This window comes from Dyadobacter sp. 676 (assembly GCF_040448675.1).
Taxonomy (GTDB): Bacteria; Bacteroidota; Bacteroidia; order Cytophagales; family Spirosomataceae; genus Dyadobacter.
Map to the genome: position 1 here is coordinate 311,085 of NZ_CP159289.1, position 20,330 is coordinate 331,414.

A 20,330-nucleotide genomic window follows, 5' to 3' on the forward strand; every position below is an offset into this window, starting at 1 on the left:
ATTCAATCATTCAATCATTCAATCATTCAATCATTCAATCATTAATAATTACTGTTCTGCTTCAAAACCCCGTTACTCAAATCCACCTCGCGCTGCGGCAGGGGGAAGTAGTAGTGCTTGGGTTTGATGAAATTACGGCTCGGTTTGAATGGTCCGCGCGCGATTTTGTAATGCGCCACGATATCGATCAGCCCGGCTTTATCCCAGCGCATCAGGTCCTGGTGACGCTCGTTTTCACCGGCCAGCTCGACGCGGCGCTCATGCATGATATCAGCCATTTTGGCGCCCGTCTTAGCGGCCAGTCCGGCGCGCTTCCGAACTGCATTCAGCTCGCTATCACCACTTTGCCCCGAACGGATTTTCGCTTCGGCCACGAGCAGGTAAACATCCGCGGAACGAAGGAAAGGAGCATTCAGGCTCTGGCTCATATCGCCGGCATCTGTAAAGCTGGTGTATTTCCTGAACGAATAGCCGGTAACGCGGGTCATATTCGCCGCGAAGGTGGTAGTACCTGCTGCACCACGCTCGACTTTATCGCCCGGACTGTAAATCGAATAGGTCCGTCTCGGATCGCCTTTTTCAAATTCCTTCACGAGGTCTTCGATCGGTTCGTGGAAACCCCAGCCTCCAAATGCCTGCGGCGTGTGGTAAAAGGTCGGCGAGTTGTCGGTCGTCCAGCCGGTCTCGTATTGCAGCGAGAAAAGGATCTCAGGGTTGTTCTCGGTCACCAGCTGGAAGTTCTCGTTGTAGCTGTCGGCCAGCTTATAGGCCGCATTTCCGATCACTTTCTGGCCCGCTTCGATCGCTTTGGGCCAGTTTTCCTGGTATACGTACAATTTTGTAAGAAATCCATTGGCCGACCCCTGCGTAACCCGGCCCGCTTCACTTGCATCGTGGCTCACCGGCAGGAGACTGGCCGCTTTCTGAAAATCGGATTCCGCTTGCGCACGGACCTCCGCGAGGGTCGCCTTCGGTTTGTTATAGTTGTTATTCAAAGCATCTTCTTCCAGGATAATAGGCACTTCACCGTAAATCAGTGAAAGGCGCCAGTATACAAATCCACGTAAAAAATACGCTTCGCCCATGCTGCGGTTCCGCAACGCCTCGTCCATGGTCACTTTCGGCGCGTTGATTAACACCGCATTTGCACGCGATATTACCTCGTACTTCGTCGACCAGGTAGCCAGAATGTGCGAGTTGGCCGCATCGAACGTGAACATTTCCAGCGAGGTCTCGTCGGAATGGTCGCCGGCACGGTTCATGTCGTCGGAACAGTTGTCGAATGTGTACTCGGTATGGGCAAAGCCGTCTTCGTTGAGCAGCGGGGCGTAAATGGCATTGGTAGCAGCTACCACGTCGTCGCCGTTACGCCAGAATTGCTGGGACGTAACCTGGCCGTAAGGCGTGCTTTCGAGCAGATCGTCGTTACAACTGATTGCGGCTATCAGGAAGAGCCATCCGGCCATTACATATATCTTTTTCATGTCGGGTTGTCTTTTGAAAGATCTTTCGGTCTTGATTTTTAGTTAAAAGGACAGGGTGGCTCCGATGGTCCATGTGCGCGCCTGCGGATATTGCGCGTAATCCACGTTGAGCTGGCTGTAAAGACCTGCCGCTTTGGAACCCGCGTCGTTGCCGACATAACCCAGTTCAGGGTTCATACCGGAGTACCTGGTCAGCGTAAACACGTTCTGCCCTGTAACGTAAATCCGCGCCTGTGACAGTTTCACCTTTTCGAGTACCGTTTTCGGAATGGTATAACCTAGTGTAAAGTTTTTCAGGCGGAAGAAATCCCCTTTTTCCACGAACAGGTCGGAAGGCCGGAAATTGCGGTTCGGGTTATCGATACTCAAACGCGGCACGGTGTTGCTGGTACCGGCGCCGTTCCAGCGCTCATTCGCCTCGTTATAGAGATTAAACGAATAGCTAGCGTCGAGGCCCTGCATTCTGTCGGCATTAAAAATGGAAACGCCTCCCACCCCTACGAAGAACAGGTTCAGATCGAACCCTTTGTAGGCCAGTCCGGCATTCAGCCCATAGTTAATCTTCGGCTGCGGGCTTCCGATAATCGTCCGGTCTTTGTCGTCGACCACGCCATCGCCCGTCAAGTCGAGAAAACGCACGTCGCCGGGATGGATCTGTCCATTGGTTTTGCGGGAATCGTTAGCGATGTTTGGGTCCGAATCGATCTCTCCCTGGCTTTGGTATAAGCCATTTGTTTTATAGCCGTAAAAAGTGCCGTAGGGATGGTTCTCGTATGTGCGCACGATCTCCTGTTGCCCGCGGCCGTACAATTGAGATGCAAGGAAGCCACCCGGAGTAGCCAATTTGGTAATGCGGTTTTTGATCAAAGTCGCATTGCCGCTCACATTGAAGGTAAGATCGCCAAAGGAATGGCGGTACGACGCCTCGATTTCTACCCCCTTGTTACGCAGCTGGCCGATATTCTGATCGGGAATAACGGAGGTGCCGATCGTTCCGACGGACGGCGGCGCCAGCAGCATTTTCTTGGTGTCCTTGATAAAATAGTTGACCGAAAGGTACAATGCGTTCTTCCAAAGCCCGGCCTCCACACCGAAGTTGGTCATTTCGGCCGTTTCCCATCCGATTTGCAGGTTGGCCAGGCGGCTTTGTGCCGCTCCCGAAATCGGGTTCTGCGTACCGCCCGCACCTAGTGCGTACCGGTACGACGAGTTGATCAGTGCCAGGTACTGCAACGAATTCACATTCTGGTTGCCCAGCTGCCCCCAGCCGCCGGTAAGCTTGAAGTTGCTGAACACCGGCAATGTATTTTTGAAAAAATCTTCTTCCGACAGCCTCCATCCGAGCGAAAATGCGGGAAAGTAGCCCCAACGGTTGCCCGGCGCAAATTTGGACGAACCATCGGCGCGGAATGTTGCGGTGAGCAAGTAGCGGTCCATGAGCGAGTAATTGGCACGCCCGAACCAGGAAGCCAGCGCATCGTAGCTGCGGTTGCCGTCCTCCCCTGCCACGGACACGATCGTTCCGGCATACTGCAGGTAACGTAACGTAGGATCTTCGCTGGCGAAATCGCGCCCGCGCTGCCTGGACGAAATGCTGTTGAAGGTCTGGGACGTATAGCCGCCTACCAGGCTCAGGTTGTGTGTCCCGAACTTTTTGTCATAGGAAAGAAAATATTCCTGCAAAAAAAGACCAGTATTTACCGTGCGTCAGGTCGAGCTGGTTATAGGAGTTGGTCCGGAACTGATCGTTGATCTTAATCTCGAAATTGGTGCTTTCCGAAAATGTGGCGTCCATAGCCAGGTTTGCACGCAGTTTCAGGCCTTTGAGGAGTTCCAGCTCGCCTGTCAGGCTTCCGAGAAAACGGTTACGGATGTTGTTCTGATCCTGGGTATCGACTGTGAAAATAGGGTTGTTGATATCGCCAAACGCGCCGATCCCCTTCGTGGAGCTATACGAGCCATCGGCATTGCGGACCGGCAGGCCCGGATGGAAGCGGATCGCGCTCCAAAGCAGGCCCGTTTGTGAAGAAGTCGTGTTCGGGGCGGTATTATGGGTGTTGGTAAACTGCAAGTTTTGCCCGATTTTCAACCTCGAACCGATTTTGTGGTCCGAGTTGACGCGGAACGTGTACCTCTTGTAGTACGACTTCCCGATAATGCCTTTTTCATTATAATAACCTCCCGAAATCGAGAAGGAGGAATATTTTCCCCCGCCACGGATCGCCGCGTCGTAATTCTGCGTGACGCCCTGTTTCAGCAATGCCTCCTGCCAGTTGGTTCTCTGGGTCTGGTATTGCGCATCCTCCCAGATCGGAGGTACGGGCAAGCCGTCGTTTTTGTATGCTTCCTGTTTCAACCTGGCCAGGTCGGGCGCTTCCAGCATATCGAGGATCTTGATGCGGTTGCTTACGCCGACGTACCCATTGACCGTTGCCGTGATCGGATTATCGAATGTGCCGCGTTTCGTCGTAATGATCACCACCCCGTTGGCCGCACGTGTTCCGTAAATAGCCGATGCCGAGGCGTCTTTCAGGATTTCGATGGACTCAATGTCGTTTGGGTTCACATCGTTCATCGAGCCGGCCGGCACGCCGTCGATCACCACCAGCGGGTCGGCATTGTTGACCGTACCGAAGCCGCGGATCTGGATCGTGCCCGCGTCGCCGGGTGCCCCACCGTTACGGATCACATTCACCCCCGCCGCACGGCCCTGCAAGGCCTGCTGCGCACCACCCGACGGAAGATTTTGAAAGTCAGACCCTTTCACGGACGAAACCGCTCCGGTCACATCCTTTTTTTCCTGTGTGCCATATCCCACCACCACTACTTCTTTCAATGCGCTTACATCCGGCGCCATTGTAATATTGATCACCGAGCTGTTTCCCACCACGGCGTCCTGGCTTACATAGCCGATGAACGAGAACCGCAATGTGGCGCCATTATCGGGCACATTCAGCTGAAACTGGCCGTTCTGATCGGAAGTAGTCCCCTGCTGGCTGCCCACGATGAGGATATTCACCCCGGGCAATCCATCGCCTTTCTCGTCGACGACTTTTCCCGTCACCGTTCGGTCGGCGGGATTGCCTGCCGTCTCGGTGCGAAATGGGGCTGCGCTTTGCGGATCGCTCTTTTTCCTTAGCAGGATACGGGAATTTCCGACCACTTCATAGGAAACATTGAGGGGTGTGAGCAACTGATCGAGCACGCGGTTAAGGGAACCCTGCAGTTGTTTCGCCGCGACTGTACTTCTTCCCTGGATACTGCCGGAGCTGTATACGAACTTAACATCCGCCTGTTTCTCGATCTGCCGCAACACCTGCCTGATTTCCAGCGACTCCACTTTCAGGGAAATCTCCTTGTTGAGCAACTCCTGGCTATAAACGCCGTTCGCCATGGAGATCCCACAGCATATCAGGGCAAGCAAAAGTTGTTTAGCCGTAGTACTCATGACTTTGTAAACAACCCTTTTGTAGGGTATTTTTTTATGCATAATTTTAAAGGTTTTTGTGGACTGAACAACTCAAAAACAAACGGTATCCTTCTGCCAGGAAGGGTATTCAAGAGCCGGGCATGTTAGCGCATGGCCGGCATTTATTTAAACTCGCTTAATATTTCACCATCAGTCGCCGCATCCCTCGCCTGCAATGAACAGCGATGCACCGCGGCGTTCGTATTCCACATTCACGGCCTTGCAGATCAGGTCGAGCTGATCGAACATCGGCAGGTCGTTGAGATCGCCGGTAAAAAGGCAGTTCCGCAAAACGTCGCCTTCCAGCACGATATCGATGCCATAGGTTTTTTCCAGCAATGCCAGCACATCCACGGCCGGTGTTTCCGAAAACTCGAACGACGTCCGCGATTCGCCGGGCTTGACAGCCACCGGGTTATTGACGATCCCCAGCTCCATTTTCCGTGAGTCCTTGTCGAACACCACTTTCTGATTGGGCGTGAGAATGAACCCGTTCTTGCTGGAAGTTTTGCTGTCGGAGGTTTCATACACGGAAACGCGCCCGGTTGCCACCTGCACCTCGATGGAACCGGCGCCATCGTAGGACTTTACATTGAAACTGGTTCCCAGCACTTGCGTCGCAAGATTTCCGGTGGCCACGATAAACGGTCGGGTCACGTCCCTTTTTACCCGAAAAAAGGCCTCGCCGTGCAAATACACCATTCTTTTGCGCTTCCCGAAATCGTCGGGATAGCTGATCCGGCTCCTGGGTTGCAGGATTACCAGGCTGCCGTCGCCCAGCGTCAGGCGCTGCGGCTTTCGCGAGGTATTGCTTACCGCAAAACCCTCGTCATCAGCGTTCCAGAGCGAGCTGAACAGTGGGGAATAAGTACTTTGTTCCGGCGATTTGTAGAGAAAAAAGCCCGCCACGAGCGCTACCGAAGCTGCGGCAACCATCCACCACCAGCCGGCCGGGACCGGCTTCCGGGTCGTATTTGCCAGCAATTTCTGCCTGATCCGCCGTCCGATCTCGTCTTTCTCGGATAGCAATACTTCCGAATCATTCACAGGATTTTCGCGGAGATATCGTTCCATCCACCTGTCCTCGTCCGCCGTCGTTTCCCCGGCTATGTATTTTTCGATCAGTTTGTCGTAGCTGTATGACGTCATCTGCGGAGGCGTGTATAGGTTTTAGTTACTGGAATAGTACATCCAGAGATTTTCTTTTAATGCTTTCAATGATTTGGTAATGTGGTACTCCACCGCTTTCTCCGAGATGTTCAATTCTTCGGCGATATCTTTAACGGGGCGGTTCTCGAACCGGCTTAGCTGAAATACGCGACTGGTTTTTTCGGGCAGTTTGCGCATGACCTCGTCTACCGCCCGCGACAAATCAGAAAACTGCACTATTTCATCCGTCGAATAGGTCTCCTGTATTTTATTAAGGATCAAATACTCCTGGTACCGCCGCCAGGTGATCTGCGACCTGATGAAATTCGTCACCCGGTATTTCATGGCGATCACCAGATATGTTCCCAGGTTCCTTATTTCGGTTTCCAGCCGCTTGTTCCAGAGGCTCTCGAAAATATCGTGTACGAGCTCCTCCGATTCCTCCCTCGACCCGACCTGGTGATAGGAGATACAGAACAACTTATACCAGTAACGGTCGTAAATCTCCTCGAAAGCACGCTTATTGCTTTCCCGGAGCTGTCCTACCAGCTGTTCATCGGTTAGAAATTTAGTCATGAGGGGTGCTCCTTTTCCCGGATCTGTATGTATAGTCAAACAACCTTCACAAACCCCTAAACTGTTTGTGATTTTTTTAAAAACTATTTCACCAGAAACTTCCGGAACTCCGAATCGATCTGAAATTCCGTGATACCATACCGAAGCATACGTTCACAATCCTTTTGGGCGTCGGCCATCATGTCCGGGGAATTGCGGTAATGGAACTTGTTAATGGCCGCCACCAGGCGAATGTTATGCTTGCGCGCCCACGCCGCATCCTCCTGCGCAAGCTTCGCCGGCCGCTCGAAAAAATAGTAGTGTTCTGCGCGGTAACCGGGTTTTCGCATGTTTTCCTCCAATTGCCTCCGCGAACAGCTCAAACGTACCTTCCCGGTAAAAAATGCCGTCGACTCTTCGGTGCCGATCATCAGCGCCGTTTTCCTGAGACCATACCGGTCCAGCAATGCAATCAGCTTGTCGAACGCCGTGGAATCCAGGCCAGCGATCTTATTGTCGAGCATTACGGCCATCCTGTTGTCCGCACAAAACCGGAATACGTCTTCCAGGAGCATCGGGTGGTTACCGTCCAACCGGCTTGTGAGCTGTTGCGCCTCCTTCCAGCGTGTCGCGGTCACGCTTCGGCTATCACCATAAAATCGCATGAAATCTGCATCGTGGTTGGCCATCAAAACGCCGTCGGCCGTAATGCGCATATCCGTTTCGATCATTCCGTAACCTTGCCGGGCGGCTTCCCTTAATGCCGGGAGCCCGTTTTCAGTAAACGTACTGTCCACCACTCCGCCGCGGTGGGCAATCAGGCGCACTACCCCGGTTTGTCCGCTGGCGTCGGCGAGGTTTAACAGGCAGCAATAAGCAAGAATTATCGGGAAAAATTGTTTCATAACGGTTTATTCAGGTTTGTAAAAATAGTCCCGGAATGGCATTCGGAGTACGTGGTTAACAATAATATAAAGATCGGAAAAAGGGTTCGCCTTGCGCCGTTTTTACCGATTGATAACTGCACCCTGCCTGTCATTCAACAAGTTTGGGGAACGTGGATTTTCAGTGTTTGTTTGCGATGAGCTTAATGAAACGGATACACACACTATTTCTTTCGACTTACTATACACACTGCGAGCCCGCTATGCACACACTTTTACCTCTTACGCACACACACTAGTTCAATTCACTCCTATATATACGCAGCGCCCGCCTTGCCAGCCCGCGCTGTTAATGGAAAAATCAAAGGCATGCCGGCAGCTTGGCCGGTACAACAAAAAAAGGGTCCCGCGGGACCCTTTTTTGTTGTAAAATTCAGATAGAAGTCTAGATCAGTGTCTCTGCCATTTGGAGGAAAATCGCCCTTTTGTAGTATTCGGGATCATATTTTACCAGTACCTGGGTGCCTTTTCGGATCGAATCATACTTTGCATACGGAAGTACTTCCCGCATCTCCGTTACAAAATCATTACCCGCTTTCGGTTTCACCTGAACCTGCACCTGAAACTCGGGCAGATTGTTGAGATACTCACCCGTAGGCCGGATCGCCAGAACAGTCGCGTTCGCCTGAACGCCCTGTTCAAGAATTTTCTTCTTTCTCCCCTCCGCAATCCGCTTTCGAATGGACGATAAAGTCCAAAAAGCGACCATGCATAGAAGGATAAGTGTAGCGCCTAATTCCCTGTTATTGATTTCCACAGCTAAATTTTATTTAAGAGTGTGATGCCCAAAAATAATGGATTAACTCTAAAAAAAGTACCATTTTATTTATCAAACGGTCGATCTCCTGATTAAAAGGCAAAATTCATTTGTTTGAGCCAACTATTTCATGACAAAAAGCAATTTAAACCGCCAAAATGTAGCCACATGGGGACAAGGCATCCAATTGTATTGACACTATTTTTCTTTAAATTTTATCAGGATAATGCCGGTCTCTTTCGTGGCATGATTTTCCTGCATTTCAAACAAATGATCAACCCTGATTCACCATGGAAATCAAAACCAATCACGCTACCGGAAACCGCCCGGAGGGGGACCGCATACTGGACGCTCCCTATGTTTTTACCGACATTCCCATGTACCTCGACCAGCTACGGTCTGAAAAGTCGTGGGCAAAGAACGACAGGAATGCGATAACGGTCTATAAATCCGAGAAAATCACGATGGTAGTAGCCATCCTGAAATCCGGGGCGACGTTGAACGACCACCCGATCGACGAATGCCTCACGTTTCAGGTATTGTCGGGAGAGTTGAAGGTCGAAACGGAAGGCCGTGTATTTTATACCACAAACGGGCAAATGATGTCCTTCCATGCGGGCCTCGCGCATTCGATTAAGGCACTCACGGATTCCGAAATTCTCATCACGACGTATAAAGAGTAACTTGAGTGTGGCTGGCAGAGTTTTTGAAACAACGCGCATCAAAAAACCTGTGATTTTATTATGCCATCACCGATTGTATTGCAATGCAGCAAGGCGCTTGCCGACCGTCAGCTGACAGTCGCCTTCGTGGAAAGCGCCACCGCGGGCAGACTTTCGGCCGAATTTTCGATGTGCCCCGAATCGGGGAGCATATTGAAAGGCGGCCTGGTCTGCTACGACGCTTCATTAAAAGAAAATATCCTGCATGTACCCAAGGAAATGCTACGCCGGTTCACTCCTGAAAGCGCCGAGGTCACCCGCGAGCTCGCCGACCGGCTCCAGACGTTCATTCCCGCCGACTTACATATTGCGGTTACCGGCCTTACCTGTCCCGGCGGCAGCGAGACGCCCGAAAAACCGGTTGGAACAATGTTCATTCACCTTTTTACGCGCGGCAAATCAGTCGCTGTCAGGGAGGTGTTTTCAGGTTCCCCCGAAGAAATCGTGCTGCAATGCATCGACAGGACGGCCGTACTAATCCTCGCGGAAGTGCCGGTGATCAGCGAACAGCTATGAAAATCGGCGATAAATTACTGAAAGAGCTTTCGAAACGGTACGAGCCGGAAAGGACAATCGACAGGAAGTTCGGCAAATACGATCTGACGTTCCGGACAGACCCCGACGGCAATCCGATTGTGCTTTTCATCGGTAACCGCGACCGGAACGGTAAGATTTCGGGCAGCCGGTTTGCCAGGGTAATAGTCCGCGATGCGAGCGGGAAGGTAATCAAAGACCATTGGGATGCAAAGGGGCCCGCGTAGGCGGGTATTATTTTTGTAACGATCGGGCGATCAACAAACCAGTGATACCATGAACCGTTTAAAGGCCAGTTTGGCAATATTATGCATGAGCGGAGGCATTTTGCTTGCGTCGTGCGACACGACCAATAACCGTGAGAAGACCATCGAGGGCTCCGGTAGCCGGTCTGAAACCACGCCCAACGACAGCAGCGGCGCTATAAGCAGAAAGGAAATGGGAACCGGCGCTGACAATCAGAACGACTCGTTGGGATATCCATCCAACCAATCCAACCTGAATGCCGATTCTACCCGAAAAAAGCATGACGACGAGTTGGGCAAACCCCAACGCAAAGATTAAAAAAGGGGCCGGTTTGTAACCGGCCCCTCCTGCTTGTTGATGAGATGCAATATATTCAATATAAAGGCTTTAATGATATGCCTTTTCCGAGTCGCGAAGACGTTTGATCGTGTCGTGCCCCGTTTTTAACGTGGCCTTCTGGCGGGTGATCAATGCGCGCAGTTCGGGTGTCAATTCATCTGATTCAAGCGCTGAATCGTACGCTTTTTGTGCGGCGTCTTCGCCGAATTCCGAGTTTTCGAGGGAAGTTTTGCGGCCATCGCTGCTGAATGCAGCCCGGACGTCCATCCACACCCTGTACAACTTGCCCGATACCATGGTACCGGTCGCCGGCTGACCACCCAGGGCGGTCACTTCGCCGCTCAGTTCCAGCACATTGTCACGGCTGTGATTGGCCAGGCTATTATAAAGCGAGCGAAGGTCCGTATCGCTGGCGTCCGTTTCTTCGTAAGCTTTTTCGTACCCCGCGATGCGGTCGTTATTGATGAGAATCAGGTCGTTGAGCGTTTCTATGATTGCTGCATTTTGTGCCATGACTTATTCATGTTTAGTGATGCGGATTTCACAGAAATTATTATTCCAAACGGCCTGAATGCGCGGAAAGGGTTTTCCTGTCGGAATTTGTGGAGGTTTTTGCGCCGTATACGGGCAACGGACGCATTCGGTCATTATTTTTCGCTTAGTTTTCTCCGGACTTTACTCAAAAATTCGGGAGAAAAGCCCAGGTAGGAGGCGATATAATGTTGCGGAACGCGCTGTGGAATAGCCGGGTAACGGTTCAGAAAATCGAGGTATTTTTCGACCGCGCTGGTCGAAATCGTCCGGAAGAGGCGTTCCTGCGTCTGCGCGAGATTGCGCTGGACCATCAGCCGGAACATTCGCTCGAACCCGGGCACAGTCGAAAGCAATTTTTCCTTAGTTTCCGGCGTCAGGACGAGCACTTCGCAGTCTTCGAGGGTTTCGATATAAACATGGCTGGGCGTCTGATTATGGAAACTGGTAATGTCGCTCACCCACCAGTCCTCGATCGCGAATTGCAGTGTAACCTCCGCGCCGGCGCTGTCGATATAATACGTGCGGATGCAGCCTTTGAGCACATAGGCCTCGAACTGGCAGATTTCGCCCTGTTGCAACAGGAATGTCTTTTTCGGATATGTTTTGAATTGAAGCAACGAATCGAAATATGCGAGGTCCTGCGGGGTAAACGGCAAGCACCTCAATGCGTAGTTGTTAATCTTTTCGAACATAATCCGGTAATAGGTTAGCCTCCGGTCAATGCGTGCCGGATCTCGGAATAAAGCAATCCGCTGCCGCCGCCGAAATGGCGAATACATACAATCCGCGGGTCGATAGTCGCACAAAGCGAAGCAATGCGCTCCGCCGTCTGCTCATCGACGCCGACGCCCAAAAGTACTAAATCAATCGAATTTAAACGAAGCACCTCTTCGGCTTCCTCCGCGGAGGCTGCCGGTATCCCCCGCCACGACTCGTTCTGATTGATCAGCCGGATCATCGTTTCCAGGATTTCGGAATGGTTGGCTATCGCCAGAATATTGATTCGGGACATATTGCTGAGCATTATGCCGGTGTGCGGGCCAGCCACCGGCCGTTTCAGATTACTACCATTTTTCGGGCACCTCCATTACCAGTAACGAGCTCTTGTCCAGAGCCGTAACAAGCACAGGCGCTTCCGGCCAGTAACCGTAGCCGTCGCGGGCCGACAATGCCTGGCCGTCCACCTCCACGCTTCCGTCGATTACAAACAAATACACACCGTTCCCGTCCCGTTTCAATTTATATTCGGCGTTAAAACCCTTATCGAAATCTGCGAGATGAAACCAGGCGTTCTGATGTATCCATACACCATCGTCACCGGGATCCGGCGAGAGGATTTGCTGAAGGCGATTATGCCTGTCGCCCGAAGCGTATTCCATCTGATCGTAGCGCGGCGTCACATTCAGTTTATTGGGATATAACCAAATTTGCAGAAAGGTAACGGGTTCGTCCTGGTCCTTGTTGAATTCGGTGTGGTAAACGCCCGTGCCGGCGCTCATTACCTGTATTTCCCCCCGCCGGATCACCGCCACGTTGCCGAGGCTATCCTGATGTTCCAGGGTGCCTTTCAGCGGAATCGATATAATTTCCATATTGTCGTGCGGATGCCGGCCGAACCCCTTTCCGCCATTGACGGTGTCGTCGTTCAGCACGCGCAGTGCACCGAACTGGATACGCTGCGGGTCGTAGTTCCTATGAAAGCTGAATGTCTGGGCACTTTGAAGCCATCCGTGGTCGGCATAAAAACGTGACCCGGCCGGATGAAATACCGTATTTTTCATGATTTCAAAATCGTGTTGTTCACCAATTGAATCTCATCACCGGAAATCGTATGCGGACGGCCGGGATAGATGACCTGGTTGACCGCTGCGTTCATATCTTCGAGGATCGTCACACTTTCCTGCACACGCGAAACAGGAACGTGGGGGTCCGGGTTTCCGGTAGAAATGAATACGGGAGTCTGTTTGAAATCGCCCTTGTAATTACCGACGGCCAGCTCCTGCCCTATCAAACCTCCGGTAAAGGCGATGATCCCGCCATATTTGCGCGCATTGCGGGAAGTGTATTCCAAAGTAAGACACGCTCCCTGTGAAAAACCTGCGAAGTAAATCTGATCGGCGCCAATTCCACCGGCGTGGATTTCCGAAACCACATCGCCGATCAACGCCAGGGCGGAATCGAGCGCAGGCTGATTTTGCTGCACCGGTGCCAGAAAACTGTATGGATACCAGCTGTTATTGGTAGCCTGAGGTGCATAAATGGCGAAATCGTTCAGTTTCAAAACCTTTTGAAGAGAAACAATATCAGCGGCAGTCCCGCCCCGGCCATGCAACATAACAATTGCCTTTTTGGCCTGCTGAACAGCTAACCCGCTTGTGATGAATTGTTTGCTATGGGTGTACATGGGATAAGTGAATGATTGAATGATCGAATGATCCGTCGTGCTATGGGGAATGAGTGAATTGTGAATGAGTGAATGAGTGAATGATCCGCCGTGGAACGAGGAATGACCGGATGGCTGAATAAAAGAGTAGGTACAGAGATCGTCATGAATTGTCAAATCCACATTGAGCGAATTGCAGTCAAGTGTAGTCTCGAATAGTGATGGAAATATCTGACCACACCTGACAATACCGACCCGAGTTGACTATTCACTCATTCGAAATTCAATCAATCATTCATTCCCCAACACCGGCAGCACCTTCACGATCTGTTCTCTGCGAGGTTCGTATTGTGGGGGAAGCATCAAACCGGTACCCAATTGTTCAACGGTTTCGTCGGTGGCGAAACCGGGATTGTCGCTGGCGATCTCGAACAGCACGCCTCCCGGTTCGCGGAAATAGAGCGAATAGAAGTAGTTTCTGTCGATTTTATCGGTGATCTGCAAACCGGCGTCCAGCACTTTTTTTGCGGAACTCCATCAGAATGTCGTCGTTAGCCACGCGGAATGCAATGTGGTGTACCGAACCTTTGGCTACGTGCCCTGCCCTTTCACCGGGAGCTTCAACCAAATCGACGATATTCGCATTTTCGACGGCGTCGGTCACAAACCGGAAGCGGTTCACATGTTGTTCCGCAAGGCGATAACCGAAGATATCGGTCAGCACTTTGGCAGTTTCGGCGATATTACCCGTTGTGATCGTGACATTGTGAAAACCGCGGGTAGCATATTCCGCCGGCACTTCCGGAGTCGTCCAGGGAATGCGGTTGTCAGTAGTTTTAGGGACGGTCAGTTCGAATTTCAAACCGTCGGGATCCAGGAACGTCAGGTATTGTTCCCCGAATTTCTCGGCGGGTTTATTGTAGGTTATTTTATTGGCTTCCAATCTTTTTAACCAGAAATCGAGGCTACCCTCCGGTACCGAATAGCCGATTTCCGTTGCCTGGCGGGTGCCGCGACGGCCGGCGGGAATCTGGTTACCCCAGGGAAAGAAAGTCAGGATCGTACCCGGCGTGCCATTTTCGTCGCCGTAATAAAAGTGGTAAGTATTGGGATCGTCGAAATTGACGGTTTTTTTAACCATTCTCAGGCCTAATACCCTGGTATAAAAATCGTAGTTGGTTTTAGCGTCACCAGCGATAGCTGTAATGTGGTGGATGCCATTGATTGTATTTTCCATTGTCTCGTTCAGTTAAGATGTTTCTTTGTTTTTGATGATACAAAGGTACCCTCCGGCCAGGGGGCGGGGCATTGAACTAGGACAAGAAAACATGTACGCCGAAAATTATTCCGGCGTACCCAGACGCTCCAATACAGCGGTTTCCTCCACTATTTTTCCGGCAATTTTGGCCGCTTCGAGGTAAACGCTCATCGGGTACTTGCCGTCAAATCCCGGATCGGTTTCAACCATAGGTACTTTCAGGCGGGCGTGTTTCAAACTGGCCAGATCCGGAAGCGACACGTAACCCAGCTCCGGCTTGCCCTGGCCGAGATCACATAAACCGAAGGCTATGTTGTTCACCGGATCCAGTTCGGAGAGCAACCATACGGCCTTACCGTACCGCGAATGCAACTTCACGACGGGCGCGTGATCTTTCGCAATCTGGTTCTGCACCTCCTGCGCATTGTGGATCATGATTTCGATCAGATTTTGCGGGATCATTTTTGACATGGGACAAATTTAAGGCTTTTGCCCGGAGCGCCATAAAATAAATGGAAGAGCCCGTCGGTATTTTGCAACGCTTATTTCCCTAACTTTCTGCGGAAGTCGTCTTCCGATCTTGACTTTATCTGAATATATATATGCGTCCACGTGCCGGACACGGTAACTGTTTGTGCCTGATGCGAAACCATTTCAATGAATTTAAACTATCGATCACACCTTAAAAGTATCCTATGAAAAAAACTTTACCGCTCCTGATTTTATCACTTTTATTTCTCGCCGCACACAGGGGTCTTGCGCAGGTTGCAGTGACATTTCCGACCGAACGGGCCGTATTCCAGCGAACCAACGCAAATGAGGCTAACGTATATATAGGAGGGTACATCACGCAACCCTACCAGAAAATCGAAGCGAGGCTGACCCCCAGGGTCCCGGGCGAAGGGCAAGCTTTTCCGACAGACGGCGGCTGGGCGACTATTGACGATCAGATTTCCGCAGGTCAATTCCTGGGATCGGTAACTTTGAAAGGCGGCTGGTACCAATTGGAAGTACGGGGTGTGAATGCCGGCGGAACCTCGGCGATCACCACCGTAACGCGTGTGGGCGTGGGGGAGGTTTTTGTGGTGGCCGGGCAATCCAATGCCACCGGCGGCGATTCCAATCCCAATGGTCCGGGCGCGGCGTATGACCAGGTCAACAGCGTGAATTTCCAGAATGTCGACCCGGTGCTGAACACGATCACCCCGTATTCGAACGTGCAGCTCCCCTGCCCCGAATTCGTCCACCTCGACGCCAACGTAAAAACAGCTCCGTTTGGTAACTATGCCTGGTGCTGGGGGTCGTTCGGCGATAAAATCTATGAGAAATTCCGCGTGCCGGTTATGATCTTCAACGGAGGCTGGTCAAGCACAGGAGTCGACAACTGGAAACAGAGCATCGATCCAAACGGCGTAACAACCAGCGCATTCGGTTATACTTTTCCTTCCGGCCTGCCTTTCGGGCATTTGCGGCTCGCTCTGAACAATTATATAGCTCAGCTGGGCGTGAGGGCTGTTTTATGGCACCAGGGAGAAACAGATAATTATCTCGAACAACCTGGCGATAACACCTATAACCGCTACTTGTCGGCGTTGTGGGATGTCGTGAACGCCAGCCGCAACCTTTCGGGCAAGCCTGATCTGGCGTGGGTTGTCGCCCGCGCTTCGCGGTTTACCGTCAACGGCGCCACCCGCGTGTCGGCGAGTGTCGTAAATGCCCAAAACGAGCTGATCAACAACGACGGACTTTATCCGCATGTATTTCAGGGCCCCGACACGGACCCTTATTACAGCATCGAGTACCGTCACGACGAAATACATTTCCGGGGCGACGGCGTCACCCCTTCGCCTGACGGCCAGATCTACTCCGGCCTGATTTATCTCGCCGGTTTCTGGGCCGATAAAATTACGCCCGATTTCCTTACCCAATCCAATCCTTATTCCGCCACCCCGCCGCCATCGGTCGGTGCGGCTTATGTCCCCGGCGGCTCGCAGGTCACATTCACCGGCCCGCCGCAACCCGGCGACTGGCAATACAACTGGCTAGCCGGCGGCGATTGCAACCAGGTGCAAAACACGTCGCAGCAGTGGACCGTAGGCCCAGGATTATATAAGTTGAAAGTGATCGATTCCAACAGGAACACTGTATTTTCCCCTATGCTGAACGTCAATGCAACGCCATTGCCGGTAATCTGGCAGTCGTTCGGCGCGCGAATGGGAACCAACGGCCGCGTGGCAGTCGACTGGTCGACCGCCTCGGAATTCAATGCCTCGCATTTTGAAGTCCAGCGCAGCACCGACTCGCGCAATTTCATGACCGTCAAAACCGTAAACGCCGCCGGCGATTCGAAAAGCAGCTCTTTTTATCGCTACGAGGACGAATTTCTTCCAAAAGGGACCTACTACTACCGCGTAAAAGAAGTGGATTTGGACGGTCAGTCAGACCTCACGCGCATTGTAAGCGTTCGCATCGATGGTCATGAAACATTGCGTGTTTTCCCGAATCCCGCGTCGGATGCGATCACAATCGAATCCGCCAATGCATTGAACCGTATCGATATTTTCAACAGCACGGGCAAACTTGTCCAAACCGCCGCAACCGGGGAAAAGGCCATCCGGTTGAATATCGCCGGCCTGCCGAAAGGATTGTATATTGTGAATGTCGATGGCCGCGAGCTGAAAATAGTGAAATAGTCACCCCTCCATCACCTCCGTGTGCGCTTCGCGCCGGAATTCCCGGGGACTCAGGCCGTGGTGTTTCCTGAATGTCTTGATGAGATGGCTGTCGTCTGTGAAACCCAGTTCGGCAGCTATTTCATTTATACGCATATCGCTGTGTTTCAGGCGTATCTCGACCAAGGCCATTTTGTAATTGATAATATATTGCTGGAGCGTCTCGTGCGTATGTTTTTTGAAATATTCGCTGAGATAATTGAGGGAAATATTGAAGTGGGAGGCGATTCGGTCGGCCCTTAGCAACTCTGGGTTGTAGATATTTTGGTGTATATAATGAATAATGTCCAGCGAAGTGTTCTGCGCAAGCCTGGTTTTCTCCGGGATATGTGTGGCGATGTTTCTCGCCACAACCGTCAGTAGCGTGTTGAGCAATTGCTGGACAAGCTCTTTATGCAGGGTCTGGCGGTTGGCATACTCCTGCCTGATCGCCTCCATGAGCGCGCGAACGAGCGGCTTATCGCTATCATTACGGAGAATACAGCCCTGCAAGTGATTGTTATTGTGGAAGATATATTCCAATTTATGTATCCAGTCGCCCAGGTTGCTATATTCATCTCGGGCCTTCTGCGCGTTGAGATAAATATTATTGAAGCGGATGAACATAAAAGAGGTAGTTTCTCTTACCCTGGTATAATGCAAATCCATGGGCATGGCCAGAAACAGGTTCTCCTTCCCGTAGCGGAATTCGTCTGGTTGATGTGATAAATGCCCTCCCCGTCAAATATGTATACGAGCTCGATAAATGTATTCTTATGCGCCTTGATCGGGCATTCATCGACCGTCACGAAAAGGACGTCGTAAGGCTGATGGATGTGATGTACTTTCATACCGGCGAAATTACCGATTTAACCCAAATCTTTACAACTATTGAACCGCGACTGCATTGGAAATTTGCATGCATCAAATCAAACCAATGCAATCATGAAAGCCATTACATTAGCAAACAACGGAGGAACTGAAAACCTGCATTTTACCGAGATCCCTACACCGGAGATCAATGAAGACGAAGTACTGATCCGCGTCAAAGCGATCGGTATCAACCCGGTCGACGCGTTTGCACGAAGAGAGCCTGCCGCCATAGGGAGGTTTGTAAAACCGGCTCCCGGTGAAAAAGTCGTCATCGGATGGGACGTTTCGGGCGTTGTCGAAGCGGCAGGCGCACGGGTTAGGGTATGCAAACCGGGGGATGAGGTCTTTGGCATGGTTAACTTCCCCGGCCACGGAAAAGCCTATGCCGAATACGTGGCCGCTCCTGCCGCCCAGCTGGCGTTGAAACCGGGGAACATTTCGCACGAAGAGGCGGCCGCCTCCACGCTGGCGGCATTAACGGCCTGGCAGGCGTTGGTCACTTATGGAAAAGTGCGGCAGGGCGACAAAGTATTAATCCACGGTGCGGGCGGGGGCGTCGGGCACTACGCCGTCCAGATCGCCAGACACTTCGGGGCTTATGTGATTGGGACCGGTTCCGCTTCTAAAAGAGATTTCGTTCTCCGTCTCGGCGCAAACCAGTTTATCGACTACACCGCCGCCAGGTTCGAAGAAGTCGTGCAGGACGCGGACCTGGTAGTCGATTCGCTTTTCGGCGACCACATATTCAGGTCGCTGGCCACCGTGAAACCGGGCGGACGTGTGATTGCGCTGCTAGCATCGTTTACAGATGAAAAGCTGGCCGGGCTGGTTAGGGAGAAGAACGTTTACGCTCATACGCTCGGAGTGGTTTCAAATGGCCGGGACATGGAGCAAATCGCCGCATTGCTACAATCCGGAGAACTGCGGTCACACATTTCAGCGACATATCCGTTCACGGACATGGCCAAGGCACATGCGGAAATAGAGCGCGGTAAAACGCTCGGGAAGATCGTTGTTACTTTGCCTTAATCCTTAATATGCCGTTTTGGCGCGTTCCACTCTCGCGACGCGCCACTTTGGCATTTCCTCCCCACTGGACAGCTTTTTGAATGTCTTTGCCGAAACGATACCAGCTGCTATGGACACATTTTCAAGCATGATTATCGGCGCCGTTGATCAGATCAAAAACGCCGTCGTAAAAATCGATATATTCAAAACAGTTAACGGGAAAATGCGGCCGGCGGGGTCCGGTTCGGGGTTCATATTCTCCTCCGACGGCCTTATATTTACCAACAGCCATGTAGTGGAAGGAGCCGAAAAAATCATGGTAAGCCTGCTGAACGAGAACGAAATCGAGGCCACGCTTATCGGCAAAGACCCTGATACCGACCTCGCCATCCTGAAAATCTATACCCAGGGCTATTCCGTCGCCAAACTGGGCGATTCGGATGCGTTGCAGATCGGTCAGTTCGTGATCGCTATCGGCAACCCCTATGGCTATCAGCACACCGTCACGACCGGCGTCGTAAGTGCGCTGGGCAGGACGCTGCAAACACAATCGGGGCGGTTTGTCGATAATGTCATCCAATCGGATGCGGCGTTGAATCCGGGCAACTCGGGCGGCCCGATGATCAATACCGACGGCGAGGTGGTTGGGGTCAATACGGCCGTAATCCAGGGGGCGCAGGGGCTGAGCTTTTCGGTGGATATCAATACCGCTAAGGAAATCGCACGGCAGCTTATCCGCGACGGCAGGGTGTTCAAAGCCTATCTCGGGCTTCAATTACAGGACGTCCCGCTCAATGAGCGCGTCCGGCAGCACCATAAGCTTCCCAATCACCAGGGGATTTTCATTACCCGCATCGAGCCCGACACGCCGGCGTCGCGCTCGCAACTGATGGAGGGCGACATCATCGTCTCGTTCAACGGCAAGCCGGTCCGTAATTCGAATGAGCTGTTCAAGGCGCTTACCACGCGCGATATTCTGACAATCACCGACATTTCGGTAATCCGGCATACCGAGCTGCTCAACTTCATCATTGTTCCGGTCGAGAAGAGGGCTTAACCTCACGCAAATGGCTGTAAGGTGTTTCGATCAACTTGATTTGAAGCACCTGCTCCATCTTGCAGATTGTTTCGAGGGTGAGGTTCTCGGAGCCTTTCAGGATCTTGCTTACATATTGCGGAGAGCAGCCCATTAGTTCGGCCAGATCCTTTTGCGTTTTGCCCGTTTTACGCAGGTTCCTCAATACTGCTAATGCAATTTCACCTGACACATCCAGCCAGTACCGATTTTCTTGCCGGAAAGTGGCTTCTTTTATCCATTCCGTATCAGGCACGGCCATGAGTTTAACTTTGGTTAATGCATCCAT

Annotated in this window: 23 protein-coding genes and 1 pseudogene; 7 read left to right on the top strand and 17 right to left on the bottom strand. The window is 51.9% G+C overall.

Annotated elements, in window-relative coordinates; all coding sequences use genetic code 11:
• Positions 1 to 41 precede the first annotated feature (41 nt).
• From ABV298_RS01550 to ABV298_RS01580, 7 genes are all read right to left on the bottom strand, one after another.
• Positions 42 to 1,484 (bottom strand): RagB/SusD family nutrient uptake outer membrane protein, encoded by a 1,443-nt coding sequence (locus tag ABV298_RS01550; protein ID WP_353720445.1) that lies wholly within the window; start codon positions 1,482 to 1,484, stop codon positions 42 to 44.
• Positions 1,485 to 1,526: 42 nt separating this feature from the next.
• Positions 1,527 to 3,167 (bottom strand): SusC/RagA family TonB-linked outer membrane protein, encoded by a 1,641-nt coding sequence (locus ABV298_RS01555; protein ID WP_353720446.1) that lies wholly within the window; start codon positions 3,165 to 3,167, stop codon positions 1,527 to 1,529.
• On the bottom strand, positions 3,142 to 4,974 hold the full coding sequence (locus ABV298_RS01560; RefSeq protein WP_353720447.1) for a SusC/RagA family TonB-linked outer membrane protein: 1,833 nt from the start codon (positions 4,972 to 4,974) through the stop codon (positions 3,142 to 3,144). The genes ABV298_RS01555 and ABV298_RS01560 overlap by 26 nt, the downstream gene beginning before the upstream one ends.
• A gap of 129 nt (positions 4,975 to 5,103) precedes the next feature.
• Positions 5,104 to 6,102 (bottom strand): FecR domain-containing protein, encoded by a 999-nt coding sequence (locus tag ABV298_RS01565; protein ID WP_353720448.1) that lies wholly within the window; start codon positions 6,100 to 6,102, stop codon positions 5,104 to 5,106.
• A gap of 21 nt (positions 6,103 to 6,123) precedes the next feature.
• The gene (locus ABV298_RS01570) at positions 6,124 to 6,678 is read right to left on the bottom strand and encodes a sigma-70 family RNA polymerase sigma factor (RefSeq protein ID WP_353720449.1); all 555 of its coding nucleotides are present in this window, start codon (positions 6,676 to 6,678) and stop codon (positions 6,124 to 6,126) included.
• A gap of 83 nt (positions 6,679 to 6,761) precedes the next feature.
• Positions 6,762 to 7,562, bottom strand: coding sequence for a glycerophosphodiester phosphodiesterase family protein (locus ABV298_RS01575; RefSeq protein WP_353720450.1), 801 nt, complete (start codon positions 7,560 to 7,562; stop codon positions 6,762 to 6,764).
• Between the two features lie 424 nt (positions 7,563 to 7,986).
• Positions 7,987 to 8,310, bottom strand: a complete 324-nt coding sequence (locus tag ABV298_RS01580) for a hypothetical protein (RefSeq protein ID WP_353720451.1) — start codon at positions 8,308 to 8,310, stop codon at positions 7,987 to 7,989.
• A gap of 338 nt (positions 8,311 to 8,648) precedes the next feature.
• On the opposite strand from ABV298_RS01580, the gene ABV298_RS01585 reads away from it, so the two are divergent.
• From ABV298_RS01585 to ABV298_RS01600, 4 genes are read left to right on the top strand one after another with little or no spacing between them, the layout of a single operon-like run.
• Positions 8,649 to 9,041, top strand: coding sequence for a hypothetical protein (locus ABV298_RS01585; protein ID WP_353720452.1), 393 nt, complete (start codon positions 8,649 to 8,651; stop codon positions 9,039 to 9,041).
• A gap of 60 nt (positions 9,042 to 9,101) precedes the next feature.
• Positions 9,102 to 9,596, top strand: a complete 495-nt coding sequence (locus ABV298_RS01590) for a CinA family protein (protein WP_353720453.1) — start codon at positions 9,102 to 9,104, stop codon at positions 9,594 to 9,596.
• Positions 9,593 to 9,841: a hypothetical protein gene (locus ABV298_RS01595; protein WP_353720454.1), complete on the top strand. Its 249-nt coding sequence runs from the start codon at positions 9,593 to 9,595 to the stop codon at positions 9,839 to 9,841. The genes ABV298_RS01590 and ABV298_RS01595 overlap by 4 nt, the downstream gene beginning before the upstream one ends.
• Positions 9,842 to 9,890: 49 nt before the next feature.
• Entirely contained in the window at positions 9,891 to 10,178 is a 288-nt protein-coding gene (locus ABV298_RS01600; RefSeq protein ID WP_353720455.1) for a hypothetical protein, read from the top strand.
• Between the two features lie 69 nt (positions 10,179 to 10,247).
• On the opposite strand, the gene ABV298_RS01605 is transcribed toward ABV298_RS01600, so the two are convergent.
• From ABV298_RS01605 to ABV298_RS01635, 7 genes and pseudogenes are all read right to left on the bottom strand, one after another.
• Positions 10,248 to 10,712 carry a PA2169 family four-helix-bundle protein gene (locus ABV298_RS01605; RefSeq protein WP_353720456.1) on the bottom strand — a complete coding sequence of 155 codons (465 nt, stop codon included), beginning with the start codon at positions 10,710 to 10,712 and terminating at the stop codon, positions 10,248 to 10,250.
• A 134-nt stretch (positions 10,713 to 10,846) separates the two neighbouring features.
• Positions 10,847 to 11,425, bottom strand: a complete 579-nt coding sequence (locus tag ABV298_RS01610) for a Crp/Fnr family transcriptional regulator (protein ID WP_353720457.1) — start codon at positions 11,423 to 11,425, stop codon at positions 10,847 to 10,849.
• A gap of 14 nt (positions 11,426 to 11,439) precedes the next feature.
• Entirely contained in the window at positions 11,440 to 11,745 is a 306-nt protein-coding gene (locus tag ABV298_RS01615; protein WP_353720458.1) for a response regulator receiver protein, read from the bottom strand.
• 52 nt (positions 11,746 to 11,797) lie between these two features.
• The gene (locus ABV298_RS01620) at positions 11,798 to 12,514 is read right to left on the bottom strand and encodes a pirin family protein (RefSeq protein ID WP_353720459.1); all 717 of its coding nucleotides are present in this window, start codon (positions 12,512 to 12,514) and stop codon (positions 11,798 to 11,800) included.
• Positions 12,511 to 13,137 carry a dienelactone hydrolase family protein gene (locus tag ABV298_RS01625; RefSeq protein ID WP_353720460.1) on the bottom strand — a complete coding sequence of 209 codons (627 nt, stop codon included), beginning with the start codon at positions 13,135 to 13,137 and terminating at the stop codon, positions 12,511 to 12,513. The genes ABV298_RS01620 and ABV298_RS01625 overlap by 4 nt, the downstream gene beginning before the upstream one ends.
• A gap of 270 nt (positions 13,138 to 13,407) precedes the next feature.
• A pseudogene (locus tag ABV298_RS01630) lies at positions 13,408 to 14,353 on the bottom strand (ring-cleaving dioxygenase).
• A 105-nt stretch (positions 14,354 to 14,458) separates the two neighbouring features.
• On the bottom strand, positions 14,459 to 14,845 hold the full coding sequence (locus ABV298_RS01635) for a DUF2958 domain-containing protein (RefSeq protein WP_353720461.1): 387 nt from the start codon (positions 14,843 to 14,845) through the stop codon (positions 14,459 to 14,461).
• 224 nt (positions 14,846 to 15,069) lie between these two features.
• Here ABV298_RS01635 and ABV298_RS01640 point away from each other — a divergent pair, with 224 nt between their 5' ends.
• Entirely contained in the window at positions 15,070 to 17,067 is a 1,998-nt protein-coding gene (locus ABV298_RS01640) for a T9SS type A sorting domain-containing protein (RefSeq protein ID WP_353720462.1), read from the top strand.
• On the opposite strand, the gene ABV298_RS01645 is transcribed toward ABV298_RS01640, so the two are convergent.
• Both ABV298_RS01645 and ABV298_RS01650 read right to left on the bottom strand, forming a co-directional pair.
• Positions 17,068 to 17,712, bottom strand: coding sequence for an AraC family transcriptional regulator (locus ABV298_RS01645; protein ID WP_353720463.1), 645 nt, complete (start codon positions 17,710 to 17,712; stop codon positions 17,068 to 17,070).
• Positions 17,713 to 17,729: 17 nt separating this feature from the next.
• Positions 17,730 to 17,936, bottom strand: a complete 207-nt coding sequence (locus ABV298_RS01650; protein ID WP_353720464.1) for a hypothetical protein — start codon at positions 17,934 to 17,936, stop codon at positions 17,730 to 17,732.
• Positions 17,937 to 18,030: 94 nt separating this feature from the next.
• Here ABV298_RS01650 and ABV298_RS01655 point away from each other — a divergent pair, with 94 nt between their 5' ends.
• Both ABV298_RS01655 and ABV298_RS01660 read left to right on the top strand, forming a co-directional pair.
• A complete protein-coding gene (locus ABV298_RS01655) occupies positions 18,031 to 18,987 on the top strand; it encodes an NADP-dependent oxidoreductase (RefSeq protein ID WP_353720465.1) in 957 nt (318 codons plus the stop codon).
• Positions 18,988 to 19,003: 16 nt separating this feature from the next.
• Positions 19,004 to 20,023 carry a trypsin-like peptidase domain-containing protein gene (locus tag ABV298_RS01660; RefSeq protein WP_353720466.1) on the top strand — a complete coding sequence of 340 codons (1,020 nt, stop codon included), beginning with the start codon at positions 19,004 to 19,006 and terminating at the stop codon, positions 20,021 to 20,023.
• Here ABV298_RS01660 and ABV298_RS01665 read toward each other — a convergent pair.
• Positions 19,995 to 20,330 (bottom strand): helix-turn-helix transcriptional regulator, encoded by a 336-nt coding sequence (locus ABV298_RS01665; RefSeq protein WP_353720467.1) that lies wholly within the window; start codon positions 20,328 to 20,330, stop codon positions 19,995 to 19,997. The genes ABV298_RS01660 and ABV298_RS01665 overlap by 29 nt on opposite strands.

Coding starts and splice junctions, on each gene's coding strand:
- ABV298_RS01550 (WP_353720445.1), bottom strand. CDS start 1,484: ATGAAAAAGATATATGTAATGGCCGGATGGCTCTTCCTGATAGCCGCA.
- ABV298_RS01560 (WP_353720447.1), bottom strand. CDS start 4,974: ATGCATAAAAAAATACCCTACAAAAGGGTTGTTTACAAAGTCATGAGT.
- ABV298_RS01565 (WP_353720448.1), bottom strand. CDS start 6,102: ATGACGTCATACAGCTACGACAAACTGATCGAAAAATACATAGCCGGG.
- ABV298_RS01570 (WP_353720449.1), bottom strand. CDS start 6,678: ATGACTAAATTTCTAACCGATGAACAGCTGGTAGGACAGCTCCGGGAA.
- ABV298_RS01575 (WP_353720450.1), bottom strand. CDS start 7,562: ATGAAACAATTTTTCCCGATAATTCTTGCTTATTGCTGCCTGTTAAAC.
- ABV298_RS01580 (WP_353720451.1), bottom strand. CDS start 8,310: ATGGTCGCTTTTTGGACTTTATCGTCCATTCGAAAGCGGATTGCGGAG.
- ABV298_RS01585 (WP_353720452.1), top strand. CDS start 8,649: ATGGAAATCAAAACCAATCACGCTACCGGAAACCGCCCGGAGGGGGAC.
- ABV298_RS01590 (WP_353720453.1), top strand. CDS start 9,102: ATGCCATCACCGATTGTATTGCAATGCAGCAAGGCGCTTGCCGACCGT.
- ABV298_RS01595 (WP_353720454.1), top strand. CDS start 9,593: ATGAAAATCGGCGATAAATTACTGAAAGAGCTTTCGAAACGGTACGAG.
- ABV298_RS01600 (WP_353720455.1), top strand. CDS start 9,891: ATGAACCGTTTAAAGGCCAGTTTGGCAATATTATGCATGAGCGGAGGC.
- ABV298_RS01605 (WP_353720456.1), bottom strand. CDS start 10,712: ATGGCACAAAATGCAGCAATCATAGAAACGCTCAACGACCTGATTCTC.
- ABV298_RS01610 (WP_353720457.1), bottom strand. CDS start 11,425: ATGTTCGAAAAGATTAACAACTACGCATTGAGGTGCTTGCCGTTTACC.
- ABV298_RS01615 (WP_353720458.1), bottom strand. CDS start 11,745: ATGTCCCGAATCAATATTCTGGCGATAGCCAACCATTCCGAAATCCTG.
- ABV298_RS01620 (WP_353720459.1), bottom strand. CDS start 12,514: ATGAAAAATACGGTATTTCATCCGGCCGGGTCACGTTTTTATGCCGAC.
- ABV298_RS01625 (WP_353720460.1), bottom strand. CDS start 13,137: ATGTACACCCATAGCAAACAATTCATCACAAGCGGGTTAGCTGTTCAG.
- ABV298_RS01635 (WP_353720461.1), bottom strand. CDS start 14,845: ATGTCAAAAATGATCCCGCAAAATCTGATCGAAATCATGATCCACAAT.
- ABV298_RS01640 (WP_353720462.1), top strand. CDS start 15,070: ATGAAAAAAACTTTACCGCTCCTGATTTTATCACTTTTATTTCTCGCC.
- ABV298_RS01645 (WP_353720463.1), bottom strand. CDS start 17,712: ATGTTCATCCGCTTCAATAATATTTATCTCAACGCGCAGAAGGCCCGA.
- ABV298_RS01650 (WP_353720464.1), bottom strand. CDS start 17,936: ATGAAAGTACATCACATCCATCAGCCTTACGACGTCCTTTTCGTGACG.
- ABV298_RS01655 (WP_353720465.1), top strand. CDS start 18,031: ATGAAAGCCATTACATTAGCAAACAACGGAGGAACTGAAAACCTGCAT.
- ABV298_RS01665 (WP_353720467.1), bottom strand. CDS start 20,330: ATGGATGCATTAACCAAAGTTAAACTCATGGCCGTGCCTGATACGGAA.